At 34.6% G+C, this 23472-nt stretch carries 22 protein-coding genes; 12 read left to right on the top strand and 10 right to left on the bottom strand.

What is annotated here, in order from left to right:
- Positions 1 to 10: 10 nt before the first annotated feature.
- The 6 genes from porV (at position 11) to DFQ11_RS11590 (ending at position 6289) form a co-directional block, all read left to right on the top strand.
- Entirely contained in the window at positions 11 to 1270 is a 1260-nt protein-coding gene (gene porV, locus DFQ11_RS11615; RefSeq protein WP_110476076.1) for a type IX secretion system outer membrane channel protein PorV, read from the top strand.
- Between the two features lie 79 nt (positions 1271 to 1349).
- On the top strand, positions 1350 to 1832 hold the full coding sequence (gene cdd / locus DFQ11_RS11610) for a cytidine deaminase (RefSeq protein WP_110476049.1): 483 nt from the start codon (positions 1350 to 1352) through the stop codon (positions 1830 to 1832).
- Positions 1833 to 1944: 112 nt separating this feature from the next.
- Positions 1945 to 2946, top strand: a complete 1002-nt coding sequence (pdhA, locus tag DFQ11_RS11605; protein ID WP_110476048.1) for a pyruvate dehydrogenase (acetyl-transferring) E1 component subunit alpha — start codon at positions 1945 to 1947, stop codon at positions 2944 to 2946.
- 3 nt (positions 2947 to 2949) lie between these two features.
- Positions 2950 to 4572, top strand: a complete 1623-nt coding sequence (locus tag DFQ11_RS11600; RefSeq protein ID WP_110476047.1) for a pyruvate dehydrogenase complex dihydrolipoamide acetyltransferase — start codon at positions 2950 to 2952, stop codon at positions 4570 to 4572.
- Between the two features lie 87 nt (positions 4573 to 4659).
- Positions 4660 to 5613, top strand: a complete 954-nt coding sequence (locus DFQ11_RS11595; RefSeq protein WP_110476046.1) for a M28 family metallopeptidase — start codon at positions 4660 to 4662, stop codon at positions 5611 to 5613.
- Positions 5603 to 6289 (top strand): SDR family NAD(P)-dependent oxidoreductase, encoded by a 687-nt coding sequence (locus DFQ11_RS11590; RefSeq protein ID WP_229791286.1) that lies wholly within the window; start codon positions 5603 to 5605, stop codon positions 6287 to 6289. Before DFQ11_RS11595 ends, DFQ11_RS11590 begins: the two co-directional genes overlap by 11 nt.
- 6 nt (positions 6290 to 6295) lie before the next feature.
- Here DFQ11_RS11590 and DFQ11_RS11585 read toward each other — a convergent pair whose 3' ends face one another.
- From DFQ11_RS11585 to DFQ11_RS11565, 5 genes are all read right to left on the bottom strand, one after another.
- Complete coding sequence (locus DFQ11_RS11585) at positions 6296 to 6592, bottom strand: chaperone modulator CbpM (RefSeq protein ID WP_110476045.1); 297 nt, start codon at positions 6590 to 6592, stop codon at positions 6296 to 6298.
- Positions 6593 to 6594: 2 nt separating this feature from the next.
- A complete protein-coding gene (locus DFQ11_RS11580) occupies positions 6595 to 7491 on the bottom strand; it encodes a DnaJ C-terminal domain-containing protein (protein ID WP_110476044.1) in 897 nt (298 codons plus the stop codon).
- 204 nt (positions 7492 to 7695) lie between these two features.
- Positions 7696 to 8091 carry a T9SS type A sorting domain-containing protein gene (locus DFQ11_RS11575; protein ID WP_110476043.1) on the bottom strand — a complete coding sequence of 132 codons (396 nt, stop codon included), beginning with the start codon at positions 8089 to 8091 and terminating at the stop codon, positions 7696 to 7698.
- Positions 8092 to 8124: 33 nt separating this feature from the next.
- Positions 8125 to 8364, bottom strand: coding sequence for a hypothetical protein (locus DFQ11_RS11570; protein ID WP_110476042.1), 240 nt, complete (start codon positions 8362 to 8364; stop codon positions 8125 to 8127).
- A gap of 180 nt (positions 8365 to 8544) precedes the next feature.
- On the bottom strand, positions 8545 to 8826 hold the full coding sequence (locus DFQ11_RS11565) for a hypothetical protein (RefSeq protein ID WP_146221534.1): 282 nt from the start codon (positions 8824 to 8826) through the stop codon (positions 8545 to 8547).
- A gap of 444 nt (positions 8827 to 9270) precedes the next feature.
- Between DFQ11_RS11565 and DFQ11_RS11560 the strand changes: the two genes are divergently transcribed.
- From DFQ11_RS11560 to DFQ11_RS11545, 4 genes are all read left to right on the top strand, one after another.
- Positions 9271 to 13311, top strand: coding sequence for an FG-GAP-like repeat-containing protein (locus DFQ11_RS11560; RefSeq protein ID WP_110476040.1), 4041 nt, complete (start codon positions 9271 to 9273; stop codon positions 13309 to 13311).
- A 31-nt stretch (positions 13312 to 13342) separates the two neighbouring features.
- Positions 13343 to 13960: a SprT-like domain-containing protein gene (locus tag DFQ11_RS11555; RefSeq protein WP_110476074.1), complete on the top strand. Its 618-nt coding sequence runs from the start codon at positions 13343 to 13345 to the stop codon at positions 13958 to 13960.
- Between the two features lie 20 nt (positions 13961 to 13980).
- Positions 13981 to 15063 carry a mannose-1-phosphate guanylyltransferase gene (locus DFQ11_RS11550; protein ID WP_110476039.1) on the top strand — a complete coding sequence of 361 codons (1083 nt, stop codon included), beginning with the start codon at positions 13981 to 13983 and terminating at the stop codon, positions 15061 to 15063.
- A 78-nt stretch (positions 15064 to 15141) separates the two neighbouring features.
- Positions 15142 to 16647, top strand: coding sequence for a DUF389 domain-containing protein (locus DFQ11_RS11545; RefSeq protein WP_110476038.1), 1506 nt, complete (start codon positions 15142 to 15144; stop codon positions 16645 to 16647).
- A 1-nt stretch (position 16648) separates the two neighbouring features.
- On the opposite strand, the gene DFQ11_RS11540 is transcribed toward DFQ11_RS11545, so the two are convergent.
- Together DFQ11_RS11540 and DFQ11_RS11535 are read right to left on the bottom strand one after the other, a co-directional pair.
- Positions 16649 to 17419: an ABC transporter ATP-binding protein gene (locus tag DFQ11_RS11540; RefSeq protein WP_110476037.1), complete on the bottom strand. Its 771-nt coding sequence runs from the start codon at positions 17417 to 17419 to the stop codon at positions 16649 to 16651.
- The gene (locus DFQ11_RS11535) at positions 17419 to 18156 is read right to left on the bottom strand and encodes an MlaE family ABC transporter permease (protein ID WP_110476036.1); all 738 of its coding nucleotides are present in this window, start codon (positions 18154 to 18156) and stop codon (positions 17419 to 17421) included. The genes DFQ11_RS11540 and DFQ11_RS11535 overlap by 1 nt, the downstream gene beginning before the upstream one ends.
- Before the next feature lie 112 nt (positions 18157 to 18268).
- On the opposite strand from DFQ11_RS11535, the gene pafA reads away from it, so the two are divergent.
- Both pafA and DFQ11_RS11525 read left to right on the top strand, forming a co-directional pair.
- Entirely contained in the window at positions 18269 to 19936 is a 1668-nt protein-coding gene (pafA, locus tag DFQ11_RS11530; protein WP_110476035.1) for an alkaline phosphatase PafA, read from the top strand.
- A gap of 13 nt (positions 19937 to 19949) precedes the next feature.
- Complete coding sequence (locus DFQ11_RS11525; protein WP_110476034.1) at positions 19950 to 20735, top strand: DNA/RNA non-specific endonuclease; 786 nt, start codon at positions 19950 to 19952, stop codon at positions 20733 to 20735.
- 49 nt (positions 20736 to 20784) lie between these two features.
- On the opposite strand, the gene DFQ11_RS11520 is transcribed toward DFQ11_RS11525, so the two are convergent.
- From DFQ11_RS11520 to DFQ11_RS11510, 3 genes are all read right to left on the bottom strand, one after another.
- Positions 20785 to 21633 carry a glycosyltransferase family 2 protein gene (locus tag DFQ11_RS11520; protein ID WP_110476033.1) on the bottom strand — a complete coding sequence of 283 codons (849 nt, stop codon included), beginning with the start codon at positions 21631 to 21633 and terminating at the stop codon, positions 20785 to 20787.
- A 63-nt stretch (positions 21634 to 21696) separates the two neighbouring features.
- Positions 21697 to 22233 (bottom strand): class I SAM-dependent methyltransferase, encoded by a 537-nt coding sequence (locus DFQ11_RS11515; protein ID WP_110476032.1) that lies wholly within the window; start codon positions 22231 to 22233, stop codon positions 21697 to 21699.
- 32 nt (positions 22234 to 22265) lie between these two features.
- Positions 22266 to 23324: a 3-oxoacyl-ACP synthase III family protein gene (locus DFQ11_RS11510; protein ID WP_110476031.1), complete on the bottom strand. Its 1059-nt coding sequence runs from the start codon at positions 23322 to 23324 to the stop codon at positions 22266 to 22268.
- Positions 23325 to 23472: the final 148 nt, after the last annotated feature.

Genomic DNA, 23472 nt, shown 5'->3' with positions numbered 1-23472 from the left:
AAATTTTAACATGAAAAAACAGATAATAACACTTATCGCCTTAACCACATTGGGATTTGCTTTTGGACAAAACCCCAACACCGTATTAATTCCTAAAAATAATGACAGTCGTGTAATTACTACAGGATTGCCATTTATGCTTATTGCACCAGATGCGAGATCAGCATCTTTAGGAGATATGGGAGTAGCAACGTCAGTAGATGGATTTTCTCAACAATACAATCCGGCTAAATATGCATTCTCTGAGGCTAAACAAGGTGTTAGTTTAAGTTATACACCGTACTTAACACGTTTGGTTAATGATATTTCTTTGAGCTATGTGACTTATTTCAATAGAATTAATGAATACAGTGCATTCTCAGTAGGTTTAAAGTATTTTTCTTTAGGAGAAATTGTTTTAACACAAGACGCTAATGATCCTGGAGTGGCTGTAAAACCAAACGAATATGCCATAGATGCAGCTTATTCTTTAAGATTAAGTGATCAATTTGCAATGGCTGTTGCTATGCGATATATGAGATCGGCTTTAAGAATTGATACGGTAGATCCTAATGCAAGTCCAGGAAGTACATTTGGTGCAGATATCACAGGTTATTACCAAAGTGAAGAAGAAGCATATAACGACTTTAATGGGCGATGGAGAGCAGGTTTCGCGATTCAAAATTTAGGACCAAGATTTAAATATGATGATGGTGGTAGAGAAGTGTTTCAACCAACAAATTTAAGATTGGGTGGTGGATTCGATTTTATTTTCGACGAGTATAGCAAGTTGGCTGTATCTGCAGAGGTGACTAAGTATTTGGTGCCAACGCCTCCAATTTTAGGAGATGAATATGAGTTTGTAGACAATAATAATAACGGTCAATATGATGAAGAAGAAGATGACTTAATTGGTTACCCGAACAATCCTGTAAATCGTGATATTATTGTTTCTGGTCAAGACACAGACGTTAGTTTCTTAAGTGGTGTTTTTCAATCTTTCGGTGATGCACCAGGAGGTTTTAAAGAAGAGTTAAAGGAGTTCACTTGGGCTTTAGGAGCAGAATATACGTATCAAGATAACTTTGCATTCAGAGCAGGATATTTTAATGAGTCCGATGATAAAGGAGCTCGTAAATTCTTTGCTTTAGGAGCGGGGTTTAAATACACGACCATTAACGTAGATTTATCATATTTATTCTCAGCATCAAAAATTCAAAGTCCACTAGAGAACACCTTGAGATTCTCATTGACCTTCAATTTCGGTGATGGTGAATACACAGAGTATTAAAAATATATAACTAATAAAATTATGAAAAAACTATTGTTAAAAAGCAATAGTTTTTTTGTCTCTAATAAACAGTAAACTTATGAAGGAGCTGAAAATTGAAACCACTTTAGAAGTCTATACAGATATTGCAGAGCTTCCTGAAGATATTCAAAAACTGATGAGAGATGCCATTGATGCACGAGACAATGCTTATGCCCCTTATTCCAAATTTAATGTTGGTGCGGCTATTCTATTAGATAATGGTGAAGTGATTATAGGCAGTAATCAAGAGAATGCATCTTTTCCTTCAGGTCTATGTGCAGAACGTACGGCTATTTATTATGCTGGTGCCAAATACCCAAAAGCAAAAATGTTGAAAATGGCTATTTCTGCCTCTTCACGAAATCAAGTGACTAATCAGCCAATTCCGCCTTGTGGCGCATGCCGACAATCGATAGCTGAATACGAAGTAAAACAAGAGTTGCCTATAGAACTTTACTTTATGGGAGCCCAAGGAAAAGTGATAAAATCTAAGTCCTTGGCCAACTTATTGCCTTTACTTTTTGAAAGTTCATCATTATAGGTCTTTCCTTGCGTATTATTCATTAATCCTTTATTTTTTTACGATATACTGTTTCTTTAGTATTTTCTAAAGTGTTATTTTTGTTCTTCGAATTTAACGAACTCATCAAGAAATGCAGAAAATAACGAAAGAGGTATACCTTAAGTGGTATGAGGACATGTTGTTCTGGCGAAAGTTTGAAGATAAACTTGCTGCCGTTTACATTCAACAAAAAGTTAGAGGATTCCTTCATTTGTATAATGGCCAAGAAGCTGTTTTAGCAGGAGCTTTACACGCCATGGATTTGACAAAGGACAAAATGATTACGGCTTATCGTAATCACGTTCAGCCTATAGGTATGGGAGAAGATCCTAGACGTGTCATGGCAGAATTGTATGGTAAAGCCACAGGAACTTCTCAAGGACTAGGTGGATCTATGCATATTTTCTCAAAAGAATTCCGTTTTTATGGAGGCCACGGTATTGTAGGTGGACAAATTCCTTTAGGAGCAGGTATTGCTTTTGGTGATAAATATCACGGAAGTGACGCTGTAACTATTTGTTGTTTCGGTGATGGTGCGGCAAGACAAGGTTCGTTACACGAAACTTTTAACTTAGCAATGCTTTGGAATTTACCTGTAGTATTCGTTTGTGAGAACAATGGTTATGCTATGGGAACTTCAGTAGAACGTACTGCAAATCATACAGAAATTTGGAAATTAGGTCTTGGTTATGATATGCCTTCAGGACCGGTAGATGGTATGAATCCAATTAAAGTTGCTGAGGCTTTTGATGAAGCTATTCAACGTGCTAGAAACGGAGGAGGACCTTCTTTCTTAGAAGTGAAGACTTATCGTTACAGAGGTCACTCTATGTCCGATGCACAACATTATAGAACCAAAGATGAGGTTGCAGAGTATAAGAAAATAGACCCTATCACACAGGTAAAGGATATTATTCTTGAAAACGAATATGCCTCTGAAGCCGATTTAAAAGTTATTGATAAACGAGTGAAAGCACTTGTTAACGAATGTGAGAAATTCGCAGACGAATCTCCATATCCAGACAAGAATGTGATGTACGATGCTGTTTACGAGCAAGAAGATTACCCATTTATAGACCACAAAATTAAGTAAGCTATGGCAGAAGTAATTAATATGCCGCGTTTGAGCGATACAATGGAAGAAGGAACTGTTGCCACTTGGTTAAAGAAAGTTGGCGACAAAATTGAAGAAGGTGACATTTTAGCCGAAATTGAAACAGATAAAGCCACAATGGAGTTTGAATCGTTTCATGAAGGAACATTACTTCATATAGGTGTTCAAGAAGGTGAAACCACTAAAGTTGATCAACTTCTCGCTATTATTGGTGAAGAAGGCGAAGATATTTCAGATTTAATTTCTGGTTCTAATTCTGACGACGAAGATAAAAAAGAAGCTGAAGAAGCTAAAGATGAAAGCGAAAGTGAAGCATCTTCAGGCTCTTCAGAAGATCAAGAAATACCAGAAGGTGTTACTGTTGTAACCATGCCACGACTAAGTGATACCATGGAAGAAGGAACAGTAGCGACTTGGTTAAAGAAAGTTGGAGATGAGGTTGAAGAAGGTGATATTTTAGCCGAAATTGAAACGGATAAGGCGACTATGGAATTTGAATCATTCCAATCAGGGACCTTATTACATATTGGTTTAGGAGAAGGGGAATCTGCGAAAGTGGATTCGTTATTAGCTATTATTGGTCCAGCAGGAACAGATGTCTCTGGAATTGCTAAAAACTATAGTGCAGAAGGTGATGCTAAAAAAGAGTCACAACCTGAAGCTAAGATAGAAACTCCAAAAGCTGAAACTAAAAATGAAGAGGTTAAGACAGAAGCACCAAAAACGACAAGTTCAACTTCAACTTCAGACTCTGGAAGAATCTTTGTTTCTCCATTAGCTAAGAAAATGGCTGAAGAAAAGGGAATCAACTTATCTCAAGTTAAAGGTTCTGGTGAAAATGGAAGAATCGTTAAACGCGATATTGAAAACTTTACACCTGTCGCTCAATCGGCTTCAGTTGGTAAATTTGTACCAACAGGGCAAGAAGACTTTGATGAGATTCCAAATTCTAACATGCGTAAAGCTATTGCAAAGAACTTAGCAAAATCTAAATTTACGGCACCACATTATTATTTAAATGTGGAGTTTGATATGGAAAATGCAATTGCATTTAGACAACAATACAACTCTATTCCAGATACGAAAATCTCATACAACGATATGATTGTGAAAGCTTGTGCATTAGCTTTAAAACAGCATCCTCAAGTAAATTCACAGTGGTTTGATGATAGAATGAGATTGAACAACCATGTTCATATTGGTGTTGCAGTTGCTGTATCAGATGGTTTAATGGTGCCAGTTGTAAAATTTGCCAATGAGCAAAGTTTACCACAAATTGGTGCTGCTGTGAGAGAATTTGCAGGAAAAGCAAGAAACAAAAAACTGTCTCTAGAAGAAATGGAAGGCAGTACATTTACGGTTTCTAATTTAGGAATGTTCGGCATTGATAGTTTTACATCAATTATTAATCAACCAAATTCAGCTATCCTATCTGTAGGAAATATTGTTGAAAAACCGGTTGTTAAAAACGGACAGATTGTAGTTGGTAATACAATGAAGTTGTGTCTAGCTTGTGATCATAGAACTGTAGATGGTGCAACTGGAGCTCAATTCCTTCAAACTTTAAAAGGTTATATAGAAAACCCAGTAACTATGTTGGTGTAATACCTAGATAGACGACCATAATATAATCCTGATTTGACAAGTTTCAAATCAGGATTTTTTTATATTTAGACACAAATAAAAAATATCATGAGAAAACTAATACCTTTTTTAATCTTACTTCTAGTTTTAAGTTGTAAAACTACTGTAAAGCCCGAGTCTGAAACCATTACGATTACGAGTGCAGAACTCGAAGAAATGGTGACTTATCTCGCTTCAGATGAACTTAAAGGAAGAGATACAGGAACGGAGGGTATAGAGAAAGCTGCCTTTTATTTAGAAAATAAATTAAAGTCATATAGTGTTAAACCATATTTTGAAACCTATAGAGATTATTTTAAAGTAGATACTCTCGATGCCTTTAATGTGGTTGGTGTTATTGAAGGGAATGACCCAAAACTCAAAAACGAATATGTGATCATTGGAGCGCATTACGATCATATTGGGATTTCAAGAAAAATTGTAGATAACGACTCTATTGCAAATGGTGCTAATGATAATGCAGCAGGAACGAGTTCAGTATTAGCTATGGCGAAATACTTTTCTGCTAAAAAGAATAACAAACGAAGCTTACTATTTGTATTCTTTTCAGCAGAGGAAAGAGGTTTATTAGGCTCTAAGCATATTGCTTCAAAATTAAAATCTCAAAATATTGATTTGTACACTATGGTGAATATGGAAATGATTGGAGTGCCATTTGTAGACCGAGATTATATGGCCTTTTTAACGGGTTATGAAAAGTCGAATATGGCAGAGAAAATGAATGAATATTTAGGCACAAAGGTTGTCGGATTTTCGGAAATTTCAAAAAAGTATAACCTATTCCGTCAGTCGGATAACTATGCTTTTTATAAAGAATTCAAGTTGCCTAGTCATACTATTTCTTCATGTGATTTGTCTAATTATGATTACTACCATCACGTGGATGATGAGGCTGATAAATTAGATTATAATCATATGGCGAATTTAATCAACAAAATTATTCCTGCCATTGAAACTATGAGTAATACAGAAACTAAGGAAATTGTAATGAATGATGAGTAAAAATATAATTATAACAGGAACGAGTAGAGGTATTGGATTTGAATTAGTTCAACTCCTAGCCAATCAAGGTCACAATGTTTTAGCCTTGTCTCGAAATTCAAATCCTGTAAGTCAGCTTAATTTAAATAATGTATCTTCTTTTACTTTCGACTTATGTAATGAGAACGATTATGTGAAAGTTGAAGACTTCATAAAAACGGAATGGAAGCATGTTGATATTTTAATTAATAATGCGGGCGCCATTGTAAATAAGCCTTTTGCCGAAACTACTTTTCAGGAATTTCAAAAGGTCTATCAAACCAATGTATTTGGTGTTGCCGAATTAACTAAAACGGTTCTTCCTTTTATGAAGAATGATGGTCATGTAGTGACTATTAGTTCGATGGGGGGGATACAAGGTAGTGTAAAATTCCCGGGACTATCTGCATATAGTTCTAGTAAAGGAGCTGTTATTACCCTTGTGGAGTTATTAGCAGAAGAATACAAGGAAACAGGACCTCAATTTAATGTCTTAGCATTAGGTGCTGTTCAGACTGAAATGTTAGAAGAAGCATTTCCAGGGTATAAGCCACCAACGACGGCTAAAGGAATGGCAGATTACATTCAAGATTTCGCATTAACAGGAAACAAATATTATAACGGAAAGGTGTTACAAGTTTCCAACTCTACACCGTAATTTGAATTAGAAATCTTCAAATCGCTTTAGTTTATTATGAGCGATCATCAGTTCTGTTTGTAAATTATCAATTTTATCCAATAGATTAAAGACGGCATCAATACCTTCAACGTTTAAATGAAGGTCTTGGTGCAGTCTGATCATTTTCTCTAGGTCTGCAATCTTATCTTGATGGATACAATAGGTTTTTTCAACCGAGACAATTTCAATGAGCCCATGATCGTTTAGACCATCAAAAAATGACATTTCTATTTCGTAATGCGTGCATAAACTCGGTAGTGGTATTAGATGTGTGTCTTGCATAACTATTGTAATTTTGCCAATTCTTCAAAAAGTTCTTTTTCTTTATCGGATAGTTTCTTTGGTAATTCTACATTATAAGTAATGTATAAATCGCCAAATTGTCCATCCTTTTTATATTTAGGGAATCCTTTACCAGATAGTTTAACTTGAGTTCCGTTCTGAGTTAGTGGTTTTAATTTTAGCTTTACTTTACCATCGAAGGTATCAACCATAATATCACCACCTAAGACAGCTTTATATAAACTAAGCGTAACTGTTTTATACAGGTTTGAGCCATCGCGTTTAAATTCCGTAGTATTTACAATTTTAAACTCGATTAATAAATCGCCATGAGGTCCGCCATTAATTCCTGGACCGCCTTTGCCTTTAATTTTTATAACTTGGCCATCTTGAACTCCTGCAGGAATAGTTAATCGAATATTTTTTCCATTTACGGTTAGGACTCGTTTTTCTGTGGTGTAGACATCTCTTAAATTCAGTTCAAGGTTTGCATTAAAATCTTGACCTCTAAATTTTACATTGCTACGACTCTGTCTAAATCCGCCTCCGAACATAGATTCAAAGAAATCTGAATATTCCCCTTCTCCAAAACCTTCAAACTGTTGGCCTTCTTGATATTGTCGCTGTTGCTGTGACTGACGTTGCTGCTGTTGTGCTTGCTCATAGGCTTCACCGTGTTGCCAATTTTCACCGTATTTATCGTATTTTTTACGATTTTCATCATTACTCAATACTTCGTTCGCTTCATTGGCCTGCTTAAACTTCAGTTCAGCTTCTTTATCATTTGGGTTTAAATCGGGATGGTATTTTCTTGCCATCTTTCGATAGGCTTTCTTGATGTCACTTTTGGTAGCATTTTTATCAACGCCAAGTATTTTATAATAGTCAATAAACGCCATAGTCTCTGAATCTTAATTTTGATAAGTCAATAGTAAATTTAATGGTTTTTTAGCCCATAATCAAGACAATTCATATTCAGAACTGTGAATAGGGCAGGATTATTTATGTTGAATCTATTTGATAAATACAGATCTAGTTAATTACTATTATAGAATTACCTATAATTTAATTCTTCGTTATAGCTAGTTCTTGATGTTTCTTAATTATCGTTTAATAAATCGTTTTGATACACTAGTTCCATTAATATTAGTGATTTTTACTGCATAAACACCATCTGTTAACGGGCTAATATCAATTTTATTTTTATCACTTTGAAGTATCTTTTTTCCAGTTAAATCATAAACATCAATTGTTTCTATCGCGACGTTAGAGTCAACATTTAAAAAGGTACTTGAAGGATTTGGGTAAAGGTTGATTGTGGTTCTACTTAACATTGGAACTTCATCAATACTTAAAGCTTGATTATAATTGTAGGTGGTTAAATAACCATTCTCATTAACTTTAAGTATTTTATTATAGAATGGATATTCTTCAGCAATATAATCGGTTCCAGTTTTATTTCTAAAAGGATTAGCGAAATTACTCAATAGAGCTGTCATGTCGTAGGTATACGTCTTATATACGAATTACCGTCATAAGTTTCGGTCAAAGAGAGTCTTATTACCATTAGCGTCTATTGTATAAGTGATTAATCCATCAGAAATCCAGGCACTTCCGTTCCATATCTGATATTCTGTTTTAATAATTCTATTGTTGGCATCATAGCTATATACATCTTTACCGTAAAGTTCCCAATTGCCATTTATATATTCCTCATCTATAAGTTGCGTGATATTTCCATTTCCATCGTAAGTTGCAGTATACCTATCCAACAAAACCCATTAGGTTCCATTCCATTCTTGATCTAAGGCAGAAGTTATATTGTTTCCTGTGTAGCCATAATTTATTTTATATTCGTTAGTCAAGGTGCTGTTAACCATTTCTTCATATAAAACTTCAGTGAGATTGTCATTTGCATTGTAAGTATAAGTGCCAATATAATCTGTTTCGAATTATTGAGATATATCATTATAATTTTGAGAAGTCTCTGTGAGTATTTTATTTGTCCCACCATAGGTATATACGTCCCTATATTGAGGCTCCCAATCGCTATTATTCCAATAAAAATTGGTCTCAATAATCAAATTGTCGTTGCTGTCATATTCATAGTTGAAACCGTTGCTGTTTTCCCAATTATTGCCATTTTGATATTGTTCAATTGACGATAGTAGTTTCGTTTGGCTATAGCTTATCATAGTAAATGATAGTATAAATAGAAGTGTAATCGTGCTCATAAGTGATTGATTTTGTTAAGCTTACTAATAAGATAGTTGTTTTGTTTCTATAAAGGAGAGTTGATTTTATTTTTTTTTAGAGCAAGTGGGCTTCTCATTTGTGAGCTTATAGTATTGCTATTTAGTGAATTATGTAATTTTTAGTATATGATGTGTTTGGGTTTAATTTTGCCTCAATTGGAATTGTTAAGTTATATGATTTTAATATTGTACTATAAATCTTTCATATTATTTTGAACAAGTCAATGAGAAACATGTAAAACAGAAAACCTTCGATCAATTTGGAGAATCTAAGGATTGACCTATTATTTTAATCAACTATCCAAAGCGAGATTATATGATAGACATGAGAAGTGCAGATGAAATAGTCCTTTATAAAGTCTTAATACTTATAAATTTATATAAATGTAAAAACGAATTTCTATATTTAGAAAAAATAGAATTATGATTTGCCAATTCCGTAACTTATACCTTCTTGGTTTTATTCTTTTTTTATTTGTGTTTGCTACTAAAAAAAGTAGTGCTCAAGTATTTGAACGCGTTGAAATGGTGGCAGGCTTAGGTACGCTCAAGGAAAATAATGGTATTGCCGTTGCTGATTTCGATGGTGATAATGACCTAGATATTTTTGTTGTCGCAAAGGGTAAGGATAATTCCGATAGACCTAAATCTATTAGTAGATTAATGCGCAATAACAACGATGGGACATTTACAGATGTAACTGCTGAAGCGGGATTTGTTGATTTACTGACTTCAATTGAAGGAGGAGATGCTTATTTTGGCTTAGCGGGCTTTAAACATGGCGCGTCATGGGGAGATTATAATAATGATGGTTTTCCAGATTTATTTCTTACAAACTCTTACAAGGTTCAGCTATGGAGGAATAATGGGGATAGCACATTTACTAATGTCACGGAAATGGCGGGATTTGATACTTCAGATTCATGTAGAAATACTGGAGCCACTTGGTTTGATTATAATAACGATGGCTTCTTAGATATATATATTAACGATTGGAATGGTTGTGGAGGAAATAGGTTATATAGAAACAACGGAAATGGTGGGTTTACTAATGTAACGTATATTACTAATTTGAATATCAATAATAATTTAGAGAGTTATACAGCTCTTCCATTCGATTTTAATCAGGATGGTTTTTTAGACTTGTATGTTACTAACGATTTCAACCACAGTAATAATTTATATATAAATAATGGCGGAATTTCATTTGAGGATCAAGCGGTAAATTATGCAGTTATTAGTGCGTTAGACGATATGGGAATCACAATGAGTGATTTTAATAATGATGGTGATTTGGACTTTTTTATCACCGCTATAGATGAGAATCGTTTGTATTTGAATAATGGCGATCAAACATTTACAGATTTGGCTGAAGATAGAAACGTTGGAAATACGGGGTGGTCATGGGGTGCTTGTTTTGCAGATTTTGATCTAGATGGTGATGAAGACCTTTTTGTGACGAACGGCTTCGATTTCTTTACTAGACAACAAGAACCTAATCATTACTTTAAAAACCTTCATGTTGAAGGAAATGATACTTTTCAAGATGTTTCTGCTGATTTAGGTCTCAATGAAATGACAATTAGTGTTGAAGCAATTCCATTCGATTACGATAATGACGGAGATTTAGATTTAATAGTGACTAATTCAGATCAATCTATTTTTTTATATGAAAATAAGACAATCGACCTCTTGACTAATAGCGGAACTATAAATTGGCTTAAAGTACAATTTGAAGGCACTGTTTCTAATAGAGATGCTATTGGAGCAATTGTAACAATTCATACAGAAAACAGAACTTTAAAGCGTTATTATTCAGGGGTAGGTTTTTTAGGACAAAGTTTACAAGGAGTTCATTTTGGACTTGGCAATGAAACAAATATTTCTAGTATAGAAGTTCAATGGCCTTCAGGGCTAGTAGAAACATATAATAATTTAGATTCGAACAGAACAATAAAACTCACTGAAGGCTCGGGTTATCAAATTTTAAATATTATTCCAAGCCAAAAAACATCAGGTTGTACAGACCCTTTATCTTGTGCTTATAATCCACAAGCAACTATAGATGATGGTTCGTGTACTTATATTATGAGCCAATCTATAATTGGGAGTGCTAATTCATCCTTTTTAAAAAATGAAACTTATACTTATAACATTGCTGAAGGTTCTATAGCGAAATGGGATATTACTGGTGGAGAAATTATAAATGGTCAAGGTACAAGTAGTGTTTCTGTGAAATGGGCCTTAGAAGAGTTTGGTGAAATTTCAGTAGTAGAATCAAATGAGCAATGTGTCAGCTTAAGTACGTCTATGCAAGTTGCAATTGGAGCTGATGATTTGCCGGAAGATGTTTCTATTGCTAGATTGTGGAATGAAGTATTGCTCGAAGCTATTCGAAGAGATAATGCAAGAGCAACTGTGCATGCAAGAAATCTATTCCATTCGAGCATTGCAATGTACGATGCTTGGGCGATTTATGATGAAGTTGCAAGACCTTATCTCATGGGGAATACGGTTCATGGATTTACAAGTACATTAGAAGCTTTTGAAGCTGAGGAAGAAACCAAGGAATCACAAAATAAAGCGATAAGTTATGCCATGTGTCGTTTAATTTTACATCGCTTTCAAAACTCACCAGGATTTGAAGCGACACAAAATCGGGTTCAGTTATTAATGGAGGAATTAGGATATGATATGTCCTTTACTTCGCTACTATATGAAGAAGGAGATGCGGCCGCTTTAGGAAATTTTATAGCACAAACCGTTATAGATTATGGATTACAAGACGGTTCTCGAGAAAGTACTGGTTATGATAATGCTTACTATAGCCCTGTTAATACACCCTTAGCTTTATTCTCCAATTATGCCCATCAAATCAATGATCCTAATCGTTGGCAACCACTAGCATTCGTAGTTTTTATAGATCAGGCTGGAAATATTACAGATAATAATGTGCCTGATTTCTTAAATCCAGAATGGGGAAATGTAACACCGTTCGCTTTAAGAGATGAAGATAAACTCACCTATCAGAGGAATGGTAATAACTACCATGTTTATCATGATCCATCAAATCCACCATATATTAATTTAATGGAAAATACGGCGGAGTCAGAAGCTTATAAATGGGGATTTACAATGGTTTCAGTTTGGCAATCACATTTAGATACCAACGATGGTGTCATGTGGGATATATCACCAAAGTCTATTGGTAATATTGATATCAATTCATTCCCTACTAATTTTGAAGATTATCCTAACTACTACAATTATTTTGAAGGTGGTGCAGTGAGCAACGGTCACGCTATAAATCCAGTAACGGGAAGCTCCTATGAGTCTAATATTGTTCCCCGAGGTGATTACACACGAGTTTTAGCCGAGTTTTGGGCAGATGGCCCAGATTCGGAAACTCCTCCAGGACATTGGTTTACACTGTTAAACTATGTGAGTGATCATCCTCAGTTCGAAAAACGCTTTCAAGGTCAAGGTGAGGTTTTAGATCCTTTAGAATGGGATGTTAAATCTTACTTTATTCTAGGTGGAGGTATGCACGATTCAGCTATTTCTGCATGGAGTATCAAAGGTTGGTATGATTATATACGACCTATTTCAGCAATTCGTTCAATGGCAAAGCGTGGCCAAAGTACAAATATGAGTTTGGATAACTATCATGTTGCAGGAATTCCACTAATAGAAAATTATATTGAGGTAGTAGAAGAAGGTGATCCTTTAGCAGGTAATGCAAACCGACATCTTGGCAAAATTAAATTGTATACCTGGAAAGGTCATGATTATATAAGTGATACAGATACCGATCTTGCGGGTGTTGGATGGATTCTAGCCGAAGATTGGTATCCATACCAGAGACCTACATTTGTAACTCCTCCCTTTGCTGGTTTTGTTTCTGGGCACTCCACTTATTCTCGAGCAGGAGCAGAGCTTTTGACAATGATTACTGGAAACGAATTTTTTCCAGGGGGGATGGGAGAATTTGTAGCAAAAAAGAATGAGTTTTTAGTGTTTGAAGAAGGTCCTTCTGTCGATGTGGTTTTACAATGGGCAACTTATAGAGATGCCTCGGATCAAACAAGTTTAAGTCGAATTTGGGGAGGGATTCATCCTCCTGCGGACGATATTCCAGGTCGATTAATTGGAAAAGAAGTAGCAGAATTAACATTTAGTTTTGCCGTACCATATTTTCAAGGAGCTTTAAATATCGAGAAGTATGAAATCAAATCATGGAGTGTTTATCCAAATCCAACTCGTGATGGAACCTTAACCATTACAAATACATTGGGTACAGAAAGCATTGACGTTTATGATGTGACAGGTCGGAAAATTGAAATTAAAGCTCGTCGATACATTTCGGATAATTCAACAACATTTATAGAGCTGAATACAGTAGCCACTGGCTTATATATTTTAAAAGTTGATGGGCACTCTGAAATGATTGTATTTAAGGATTAAAATTCCAATTATTACATTTAATTTTGCCACAATGCAAACACCACTTTTAGACTTTATTCCAGCTGCGGCTCATCCTTTGGTCTCTGAACTTCTAGCAATTGATAATCTGGTGATTAAGGTCAAAAACGAACGAAAAACGCGTCATGGTGATTATAGAGCTTTATCTAATGGGCAGCATGAGATTACGGTAAACTCCAATTTAAATCCCTATCGTTTTTTGATAACCCTGATTCATGAAGTGGCTCATTTCGAAGCTTATAAAAAGTACGGTCATGCCATTAAACCACATGGGAAGGAATGGAAGCGAACATTCCAGCATTTAATGTTGCCGTTTTTACGACCGGAAATTTTCCCAATGGATTTATTACCCTTATTAGCGAATCATTTTAAAAACCCTAAAGCTTCAAGCGATACAGATACAGTATTGGCATTGGCTTTAAAGCAGTACAATGAAGACAATGATAAAACCTATGTTTTTGAACTGCCATTAGGAACGACATTCAAATTATATAACGGTAGAATCTTTAAGCGTGGCATTCAACGAAGAAAACGAATCGAATGTGTTGAAGTTAAATCGGGAAAGTTATATTTGTTTAATCCTAATGCCGAAGTTGAGGTGTTAGAAGAAGAGTTTATCTCAAGACATTGAGAATTTGAAGCGTTATTATGATGAAAAATAAAAACTATTACGCCATATTAATGGCTGGAGGAGTAGGATCAAGATTTTGGCCGGTAAGTACTCAAGACTTTCCTAAGCAATTTCACGATATGTTAGGAACTGGTGATACACTGATTCAAAAAACATTTAATCGATTAGCAAAGTTAATTCCAGAAGAAAATATTTTCATTTTAACAAATGAGCGCTATAATGATCTAGTTTTAGAACAATTACCAAGCGTAAGCCAACGACAAGTGCTTTTAGAGCCAGCTATGCGAAATACCGCACCATGTATTTTGTATGCCTCATTAAAAATTCAGAAAGAGAATGCAGATGCTGTAATGATTGTAGCGCCAAGTGATCATTGGATAGAAGACGAACTAGCATTTTCTCAAAATGTGAAAACAGCCTTCGATTATTGTGAGTCCAACGATGCTTTAATGACATTGGGGATTACACCAACGTTTCCTAACACAGGTTATGGTTATATAGAATATGATAAATCTGGAAAAGAAGAGATAAAACAAGTCAGTCAGTTTCGTGAAAAACCAGATTATGAAACGGCAAAATCTTTTATCAATCAAGGTAATTTCCTATGGAATGCAGGGATTTTTATGTGGAGTGTCAAGTCGGTTATTTCAGCATTTAAGACAAATCAACCAAAATTGTTTGAACTTTTTGAGAGTGGTTATTCGACTTATAATACTGAGCTTGAAGACGATTTTATCAAAGAAAACTACGGGAAGGCTGAAAATATATCGGTCGATTATGCTTTAATGGAAACAAGTGATAATGTCTATGTAATTCCAGCAAGTTTTGATTGGAACGATCTAGGTACTTGGGGAAGTTTATACGATAAATTAGACAAAGACAAGAGTCTAAACGCTGTGGTTAACGCAAAAACCTTATTAGAAGATTCTAATGGGAATATGATTCGTTCGGAACGGGATAAGGTGGTTGTTATCGACGGATTAAAAGATTATATCGTTGTTGATAAAGACGAAGTTTTACTTATCTTTCCTAAAGCAAAAGAACAAGATATTAAACAAGTTCTTGAAAATGTGAAAGCTAAGTTTGGAAAAGAATATGGATAAAATCAACTTAAATTGCACAAACAGTTTTTATTGTAAAAGATAGGTTTTGGAATTTAAGATTAAAATTTTTTTTAAAATATGAGTGACGAAAATAAATTTAACTTTTCTGAAAAGGAGGAAGAAAAGCAAAGAATCACTAATGAGATGAATAAAGAAGCAGCTGTTGAAGAAAAGAAAGCTGCTGTAAAAAAGGATGCTCAAGGGTTATTTGCTAGTGTAAAAACCTTTTTAAATGAATTGCTCGACTTTAGGGACGACACCGATAGAGATGCTACCATAACTGCTATAAAAGCAGATATTCCATTTAAAGGTGCCACGGCTTGGATTTTAATCTGCTCAATATTCGTCGCATCGGTAGGTCTTAACGCTAACTCTACTGCAGTAGTTATCGGAGCCATGTTAATTTCTCCGCTAATGGGGCCAATTTTAGGAGTTGGCTTATCTATTGCTATTAATGATATTGATACTTTAAAAAAGTCGCTCATCAACTTAGCAACCATGATTGTGTTAAGTTTATTAACCGCTTTTCTATTCTTTTGGTTATTTCCGTTAAGTGCAGACACCTCAGAATTAATGGGTAGAACCCGACCAGATATCCGAGATGTTCTTATTGCGTTCTTTGGTGGATTAGCCTTAATTATAGCTCGCACCAAAAGAGGTACCATTGCTTCCGTAATATTTGGTGTAGCGATTGCAACCGCCTTAATGCCTCCTTTATGTACGGCAGGTTATGGACTGGCGATTGGTAATTGGGAATATTTTGGTGGTGCCATGTATTTATTTACAATTAACACCATTTTTATAGCCCTAGCCACCTTTTTAGTTTTAAAAATATTGCGTTTCCCAATGCTGAAATATGCGAATTCGGCAAAGCGTAAGCGTATATCTAGAGTGGCAACTGCTGTAGCCGTAGTTGTTATGATTCCTGCGATTTGGACGTTTTTGACGGTGTTGCAAGAAACGAAATACCAAAGAGATTTTGATAGCTTCATTGAAAATGATATTGAAAGTAATCCTAATTTATGGCTACAGAGAAAGAAAGACGATTTAGATCCAGATAAGAAAATAATCCGCCTACATTTTAACGGTGATGTGAGTGATGAGATGATTTCGGCATTACAAAACGATATGAAAGGTTATAGTAGTATCAAAGATTTTGAACTTATTATTAATGCGAATAAAACGAGAAGTGCAGATCGCCTCGTACAGTCTCTTGATAGAGCTTATGCCGATTTAGATAGAAAGGATAATATTATAGATGGCTTACAAAAGCAAATCAAAGAGTTGGAAACTAATATTTCTAACCTAAATAAAGTAATCGAGTCTAGAAGTCCTGAACAAGGAGGAGTTTCATTTAGTACTTTATCTCGTAATGCTAAATTGAAATTTAATGACCTTGAATTTTTTGGTTATGCTAGAATGTTAGAATCTAAGGATTTTATAAATATCGATACTGTAACCGTGGCCAATGTAAGGTGGAAAGTTAAACTCTCTGATAGTGTAGTTTTAAATAAAGAAAGAGAATTACAAAAGTGGTTAAAGAATGAACTTAAAGTGGATACCGTATTGATTAAACGAAACTAAATTATAGCGCATCGTCTTCAAGGTACATTTTACGTACTCTTCTAAATAATTCTGAAGAGTACACGAAATTAGTAACGGCTTCGTTATCTGTTTTAAAAATGGTATCCCTAGAGCCTTCCCATTCTTTTAGTCCGTCTTTAAGAAAAACGATTTTCTTACCAATCTCCATTACAGAGTTCATGTCGTGAGTATTAATTACTGTGGTAATATCAAACTCTTCTGTAATTTCTTGAATTAGATTATCTATGACAATCGCAGTTTTAGGATCTAAACCAGAGTTAGGTTCGTCACAGAATAAATACTTTGGCCTATTCACTATAGCACGCGCAATTGCTACACGCTTTTGCATTCCACCCGAAGCTTCACTTGGCATTTTCTTGTGAGCATCGTCTAAGTTGACACGTTTTAGTACAATATCTACACGGTCTTCCATTTCACTTTTACTTTGCTTAGTGAACATCCGTAGTGGGAACATCACATTTTCAGCAATAGTCATAGAATCGAAAAGCGCACTTCCTTGGAATACCATACCCATTTCGGCACGTAGATTGGTTTTTTCATCGCGAGTTAACTGGCTAAAGTTTTTACCTTCATAAGAGATTGAACCTTCTTCATATTCAAACAATCCCAATAAACATTTTAAAAACACAGTCTTACCAGAGCCACTTTGGCCAATGATTAAATTGGTTTGTCCTTTTTCAAAAGTGGTAGTAATTCCTTTTAAAATTTGATTAGCACCAAACGACTTTTTTAAATTCTTAACTTCAATCATTATCCTAATAATAAGCTGGTTAGTAAAAAGTTGACTAAAATAATCATGACACTAGTCCATACGAAAGAAGTGGTACTAGCTTTACCCACTTCTAAGGCGCCACCTTTCATAAAATAGCCATAATAGGAAGGGATAGTTGCAAGTAAAAATGCAAATACAAGTGTTTTCAAAAAGGCATAAATAAAGTGAAAAGGAATAAAATCCAATCGTACGCCTTCAAGATAATCTTCCATGGTCCCATAACCACCGTAAACACAAGCTATTAGTCCTCCTAGAATTCCTAAAAACATAGCGATAGAAATCACAAATGGGTAGAGTGTTAAGGCAATGAATTTTGGAAAAACCAAATAGTTAATGGCATTAATTCCCATGACTTCTAAAGCATCTATTTGCTCGGTAACTCTCATTGTTCCAATACTAGATGTAATAAATGAGCCCACTTTACCTGCCATAATTATGGAGATAAATGTTGGTGCAAATTCTAATATAATAGATTGTCTTGTAGCAAAACCTACAAGGTATTTTGGCATAATTGGGCTCGTCATATTCAAAGAAGTCTGGATAGCAACAACGCCACCAACGAAAAAGGATATAAACGCCACAATACCTAAGGATCCAATGATGAGATCATCAATGTCTTTTAGAATTAAAGGTTTCATCACCGACCATTTAGTTGGTCTGCGAAAAATATCCTTAATCATTATAAAATAGGTGCCAATATTATGCAGGTAAGTCATGTGAAATTATATTAATGCTAAAGTATAAAAAATGATTAGTTATTCATGTTAATTTAATTTAAGATAGTTTAAAAATTGTATTTTTGAAAATCAACTTAAAGTCAATATTCAAATGAAAAATCTCTTCGCTGTAGTTTCATTTCTACTTGTATTTTATTCTTGTAGTGCACAAAACACATCGATTACGTCGTCAACAGAATCCTCTATTTCCAAAGTTAATGATCAACCTAAATTAATAGTAGGAATAGTTGTAGACCAAATGCGTTACGATTATTTAACACGCTTTAAATCAAAGTTTGGTAAAGGTGGTTTTCTCCGAATGATTAACGAAGGCTTTAATTGTAAAAATAATCATTTCAATTATGTGCCAACTTATACGGGTCCAGGTCATGCCTCAGTGTATACAGGAACAACGCCTAAATATCACGGTATTATTGGAAATAATTGGTACGATAAAGAAACTAAAGAAAGAGTTTATTGCGCTGGAGATGATAATGTAGAGCCCGTAGGGACAAAGGACAGAGCAGGGAAAATGTCGCCTCATAGAATGCAAACCACAACTTTTGGTGACGAAAATAGAATGTTTACGCAAATGCGTGGTAAAACTATAGGAGTTTCATTAAAAGATAGAGGAGCAATTTTACCTGCAGGACACACAGCGAATGCGGCGTATTGGTTTCATGGCATGGATGAAGGCGCATGGATTTCAAGTTCATTTTATATGAACGATTTACCTCAGTGGGTAAAAGATTTTAATGTGTCTGAAAAAGCGGATTCATATTTAAAAGAATGGAATACTTTTTATGATATTTCCACTTATACTGAAAGTGGTCCTGATGAAAATACTTTTGAAGGAGGATTCAAAGGGAAAGATAAAGCAACATTTCCTTACGACTTAAAAGCTTTAAGTAAAGATAATAGAGGTTACGATATCTTAAAAGCTACACCTTATGGAAATAGTTTAACAACAGACTTTGCCATTGAAGCTATAAAAGCTGAAAAGTTAGGTCAAGACGAAATTACAGATGTCCTTGCTGTAAGTTATTCTGCGACGGATTATGTAGGTCATAACTTCGGCGTTAATTCGAAAGAAGTTCAAGATACTTATATTCGTTTAGATAAAGATTTGGAGCGTTTTTTTAAGTTTTTAGATGAAACGGTTGGTGAAAATCAATATACAGTATTCTTAACTTCAGATCATGGAGCTGTTGATGTTCCTGCGTATTTGTCTTCTATTAAAATACCAGCGGGTTATGTAGATAATAAAGATCGCAAGGAAAGATTCAATAACTTTTTAACCAACACTTTTGGAACTAAAGAGATTGTTGAGAACATTAGCAACGATCAAATATTCATTAATAGAGCTGTGGTGGATTCTTTAAACTTAAATCTTATAGATGTTCAAAATAAAATTGCAATGGAGCAATTAGGCTATAAAAACATTACTAAGGTTTATACAGCCAACACCTTTAGTACTACAAGTTTTTCTTTAGGAATTGAAGAATTGCTTCAAAATGGTTTTAATCAAAAACGATCTGGTGATGTGATTTTAGTAAATGATTCAGCATTTATTTCTTATAGTAGAACAGGATCTACTCATGGTAGTGGATTAAACTATGATACACACGTTCCTTTATTATTCTTTGGTAAAGGCATTAAACACGGTGAGACTTTAAATAAAACGGTGATTTCTGATATTGCTCCAACAATGTCAGCATTATTGGGAATTAGTTTTCCTAATGGATCAACAGGTCAGCCTTTAGGTTTTGTATTAGATTAATGACTTTATAGTTTTGAGGAAAAAACCGATTTATTCCATTATTGCTGTAGTTCTAGTGGTTGGCATTTATAGTTACGATTATTTTTTAAATGTTAAGGAAGGGGAAGTCGTAAAGGAAAATACCAAAACGTTTTATTTACCAACAAGCACAACTAATCAAGTTATTCATCACGAGAATTACTCTCTGTCCTATAGTGAACCGCATGAGCAAGCCGAATGGGTAGCTTATGAATTGAAGGCGTCGCATATTCAATATAAAAACCATAAGAGACCTTATTTTGAAATTGATCCGGCAGTAAAGACGGGAGCGGCGCATTGGCGAAATTATAAGAACTCCGGTTATGATAGAGGTCATTTGTGTCCGGCTGGCGATAGACGTTTTTCAAAAGAAGCCCATGATGAAACTTTTTTAACCAGTAATATTAGTCCGCAAGAACATGAGTTTAACGCTGGTGTTTGGAATCGATTGGAACAAAAAGTAAGGTATTGGGCGAAACGAAATGATGGCGTTTTTGTGGTTACTGGAGGCGTTTTACAAGATGGTTTAGAATCTATTGGTGAAGAAGGCGTTTCTGTGCCAAAGCAATTTTATAAGATTATTTTAGATGATTCGGGAGGTGAAATTAAAATGTTAGCCTTTCTATTAGATCATAAAGATTCTAACGAGTCTCTATATAAATTTGTAGTGCCAGTGGATTCTATAGAAGCCATAACAGGAATAGATTTCTTTCCAGAATTAGATGATGCTATTGAAAATAAACTAGAAGCTTCAAGTAGTTTTAAAAACTGGAAATTCTAAGGTTCAGTAGTTTTAGGAACAGCTTCAGGTCGCTCGACTTAATAGCGAATTAGCTGAATTTATTTTTAATTCCTTTCCAACGTAAATCTCTAATAAATTGTCCTTCATCTTCTGAAACTAAGAAGTCACTTTGATTAGATTTTGCTTTAAAGTAGCCACTCATATAATCTTGAAACAAGCGAAAGCTCCCTTTTTTATAGGCCAACTTAAAGGCGGAAATTAAAGTAATCCAAAAGCCATATCGCATTTTGTACATGGCTTCACCTTGTAAATATTTAGAAGCTTTATTGTATGATTGCCCTGTGGGTTTTAGGTGTTTTACGTGAAGCGAATCATCTGTAAGAATTTCCCAACCATTATATTTTGCTAATAGTTCATCTACTGTGTCCCAGCCCATAGAAGGCTTAAGTTGTCCTATTTGATTAAAACAATCCTTTTTATAGGTTTTTAGAGCACCTCTAATATGATCTTTATTGGTTAAGTTTTCTAAAATCCACTCACCGTTTTTTTCTATATAACAAAATCCAGAGGCCATACCAAGTTTCGGATTCGTTTGAAAATGATGAGCTATTTTTTCTAAATAGTTATTTGGAAAAATAAGGTCGGCATCAAATTTACAGATGACATCAAAACTAGTATCAAGTGTCGCTAAACCTTTATTAAAGGCGTGGATAATTTTGGAACCAGGTAAATGTTTATCTGATGATTTCGAATTGACTACAGAAATCCAGCTATATTTCGAAGCGTAAGCCTCGGCTATATTTTGAGTATTGTCTGTAGAGTTATCATTTACCACCACCAAAGCTTTTGGGAGTAAGCTTTGCTTCACCAAAGATTCTAAAGTCTTAGCGATATAATCTTCTTCATTATGTGCTGGTATGATGATGTAAAAATTCATTTAAAATCTCAATAATTCAGGTAGCAAATCCAAAGCTAAGTAAACCTATTTGGAAATTGGGATTTAAGATTTAGAATTTATTGCTTTTTCAGCATACACGATATAGTAACGTGGTGTAAATTGCCGCAAGAGTGGTCTAATTCCAATTTTATTTATAGGATTGGTCCATTTTTCACGGTCCTTGATTATCCATCCCGTTTTTTCTAAGAGCCAATCGAGTTGCCAATCTTCAAACTCATGATAATGTCTGTCCCTCATATCGGTTTTACTTCTATATGCTGAAGCAAACCATAAATTTAATGGCACACTGATTACGATTTTATTCGCTTGAATTGATTTTAAAACTTCGTATGGAGATAAGAGATGTTCGAAAATTTCAAAGGCTGTCACGACTTCTGTACTAGAGTTTTCAATAGCCGTGCGATTATTGTCTAAATCTTCACCTGTTGTGTTTTCAATCTGATAACCTTCAGCAGTCATAATTTCAGAAAATGGATTTTTTACTCCTAAATCTAAAATTGATTCTGAGGTACTAATGTGCTTTTGTAAAAATTTGAGGGTGTGTTTAAATCGTTTATTTGGATATGTGTTTTCGTACATATTTATTTTCCGATTCAACCCGGAAGCTTTTTTTAATACTGATAAACTATAGCATTAATATTCATACCAGCGCCAACACTAGCAAGCACAATAATATCACCCTTTTTTATTTCCTGATTATCCAGCTTACTTTTTAAAATCATATCTAATAAGGTAGGAACCGTAGCAACACTCGAATTACCAAGCGTATTTATGGTCATTGGCATAATTCCCTCAGGCATTTTCATTTTATGAAGCTTATAAAAACGAGTCACGATGGCTTCGTCCATTTTTTCGTTAGCTTGATGAATCAATATCTTTTTAACGTCATCAATGGACTTTCCACTTTTCTCTAAACAAGATTGTAGCGCCTTTGGTACGTTAGACAGTGCAAACTCATAAATCTTACGACCATACATTTTTATGTACCTGCGTTGATCTGTAATTTCTGGATTATTAGTTTTTCCGAAGTATATAAAATGCGCTTCATCTAAAGCAAAGGTTGCTGATTCATGGGCTAAAATTCCGCCTTCCTCATCGCTTTCTTCTACAATAACAGCGCCAGCTCCATCGCTATAAATCATGGAGTCTCTGTCGTGTTTGTCTACGACACGAGACAATGTTTCGCTTCCTATTACGAGACAGCGTTTAGCGACTCCGGAAGCAATAAAAGCTTTAGCATGAATGACACCTTCAATCCATCCTGGACAACCAAAAAGTAAATCGTAACCCACACATTTTGGATTCTTAATTTTTAAAAGATGTTTAACACGAGAAGCGATACTTGGAACCGTATCGCTTTGCTCGTGATCATGTCTTACATCTCCGTAATTGTGAGCAACGATGATATAATCAAGACTTTCTTTATCAATTTTAGCATCTTCAATAGCTTTTTCAGCTGCAAAAAATGCGATATCAGAATTCAATAGTTCATCTTTAATATAACGACGTTCTTGAATTCCAGTAATAGCCTTGAATTTTTCTACAATTACTTCATTAGGACTATTAATAGTCGATCCATCAGCATTTAAAAATTGATGATTATAAAAATCTTCGTTTTTTTCAATAATGCTTGGGATAAAACTTCCTGTTCCTGTTATTTTAATTGCCATTCGTTTTATTTTTCACAATTACTAAACTAATTAATATTAAATAGTTTTCTATAAATTTAAATTTAAAACTTCAATTTTTAATGAATTCATAAAAATTCATTTTTTATACTTTTAAATTCATAACAAAACTATATAAAATACATGATTT

It is taken from the genome of Winogradskyella epiphytica (assembly GCF_003217215.1).
GTDB classification, from domain to species: Bacteria; Bacteroidota; Bacteroidia; order Flavobacteriales; family Flavobacteriaceae; genus Winogradskyella; species Winogradskyella epiphytica.
This window is presented reverse-complemented; position numbering and strand designations above follow the sequence as displayed.

Coding starts and splice junctions, on each gene's coding strand:
- porV (WP_110476076.1), top strand. CDS start 11: ATGAAAAAACAGATAATAACACTTATCGCCTTAACCACATTGGGATTT.
- cdd (WP_110476049.1), top strand. CDS start 1,350: ATGAAGGAGCTGAAAATTGAAACCACTTTAGAAGTCTATACAGATATT.
- pdhA (WP_110476048.1), top strand. CDS start 1,945: ATGCAGAAAATAACGAAAGAGGTATACCTTAAGTGGTATGAGGACATG.
- DFQ11_RS11600 (WP_110476047.1), top strand. CDS start 2,950: ATGGCAGAAGTAATTAATATGCCGCGTTTGAGCGATACAATGGAAGAA.
- DFQ11_RS11595 (WP_110476046.1), top strand. CDS start 4,660: ATGAGAAAACTAATACCTTTTTTAATCTTACTTCTAGTTTTAAGTTGT.
- DFQ11_RS11590 (WP_229791286.1), top strand. CDS start 5,603: ATGATGAGTAAAAATATAATTATAACAGGAACGAGTAGAGGTATTGGA.
- DFQ11_RS11585 (WP_110476045.1), bottom strand. CDS start 6,592: ATGCAAGACACACATCTAATACCACTACCGAGTTTATGCACGCATTAC.
- DFQ11_RS11580 (WP_110476044.1), bottom strand. CDS start 7,491: ATGGCGTTTATTGACTATTATAAAATACTTGGCGTTGATAAAAATGCT.
- DFQ11_RS11575 (WP_110476043.1), bottom strand. CDS start 8,091: ATGACAGCTCTATTGAGTAATTTCGCTAATCCTTTTAGAAATAAAACT.
- DFQ11_RS11565 (WP_146221534.1), bottom strand. CDS start 8,826: ATGAGCACGATTACACTTCTATTTATACTATCATTTACTATGATAAGC.
- DFQ11_RS11560 (WP_110476040.1), top strand. CDS start 9,271: ATGATTTGCCAATTCCGTAACTTATACCTTCTTGGTTTTATTCTTTTT.
- DFQ11_RS11555 (WP_110476074.1), top strand. CDS start 13,343: ATGCAAACACCACTTTTAGACTTTATTCCAGCTGCGGCTCATCCTTTG.
- DFQ11_RS11550 (WP_110476039.1), top strand. CDS start 13,981: ATGAAAAATAAAAACTATTACGCCATATTAATGGCTGGAGGAGTAGGA.
- DFQ11_RS11545 (WP_110476038.1), top strand. CDS start 15,142: ATGAGTGACGAAAATAAATTTAACTTTTCTGAAAAGGAGGAAGAAAAG.
- DFQ11_RS11540 (WP_110476037.1), bottom strand. CDS start 17,419: ATGATTGAAGTTAAGAATTTAAAAAAGTCGTTTGGTGCTAATCAAATT.
- DFQ11_RS11535 (WP_110476036.1), bottom strand. CDS start 18,156: ATGACTTACCTGCATAATATTGGCACCTATTTTATAATGATTAAGGAT.
- pafA (WP_110476035.1), top strand. CDS start 18,269: ATGAAAAATCTCTTCGCTGTAGTTTCATTTCTACTTGTATTTTATTCT.
- DFQ11_RS11520 (WP_110476033.1), bottom strand. CDS start 21,633: ATGAATTTTTACATCATCATACCAGCACATAATGAAGAAGATTATATC.
- DFQ11_RS11515 (WP_110476032.1), bottom strand. CDS start 22,233: ATGTACGAAAACACATATCCAAATAAACGATTTAAACACACCCTCAAA.
- DFQ11_RS11510 (WP_110476031.1), bottom strand. CDS start 23,324: ATGGCAATTAAAATAACAGGAACAGGAAGTTTTATCCCAAGCATTATT.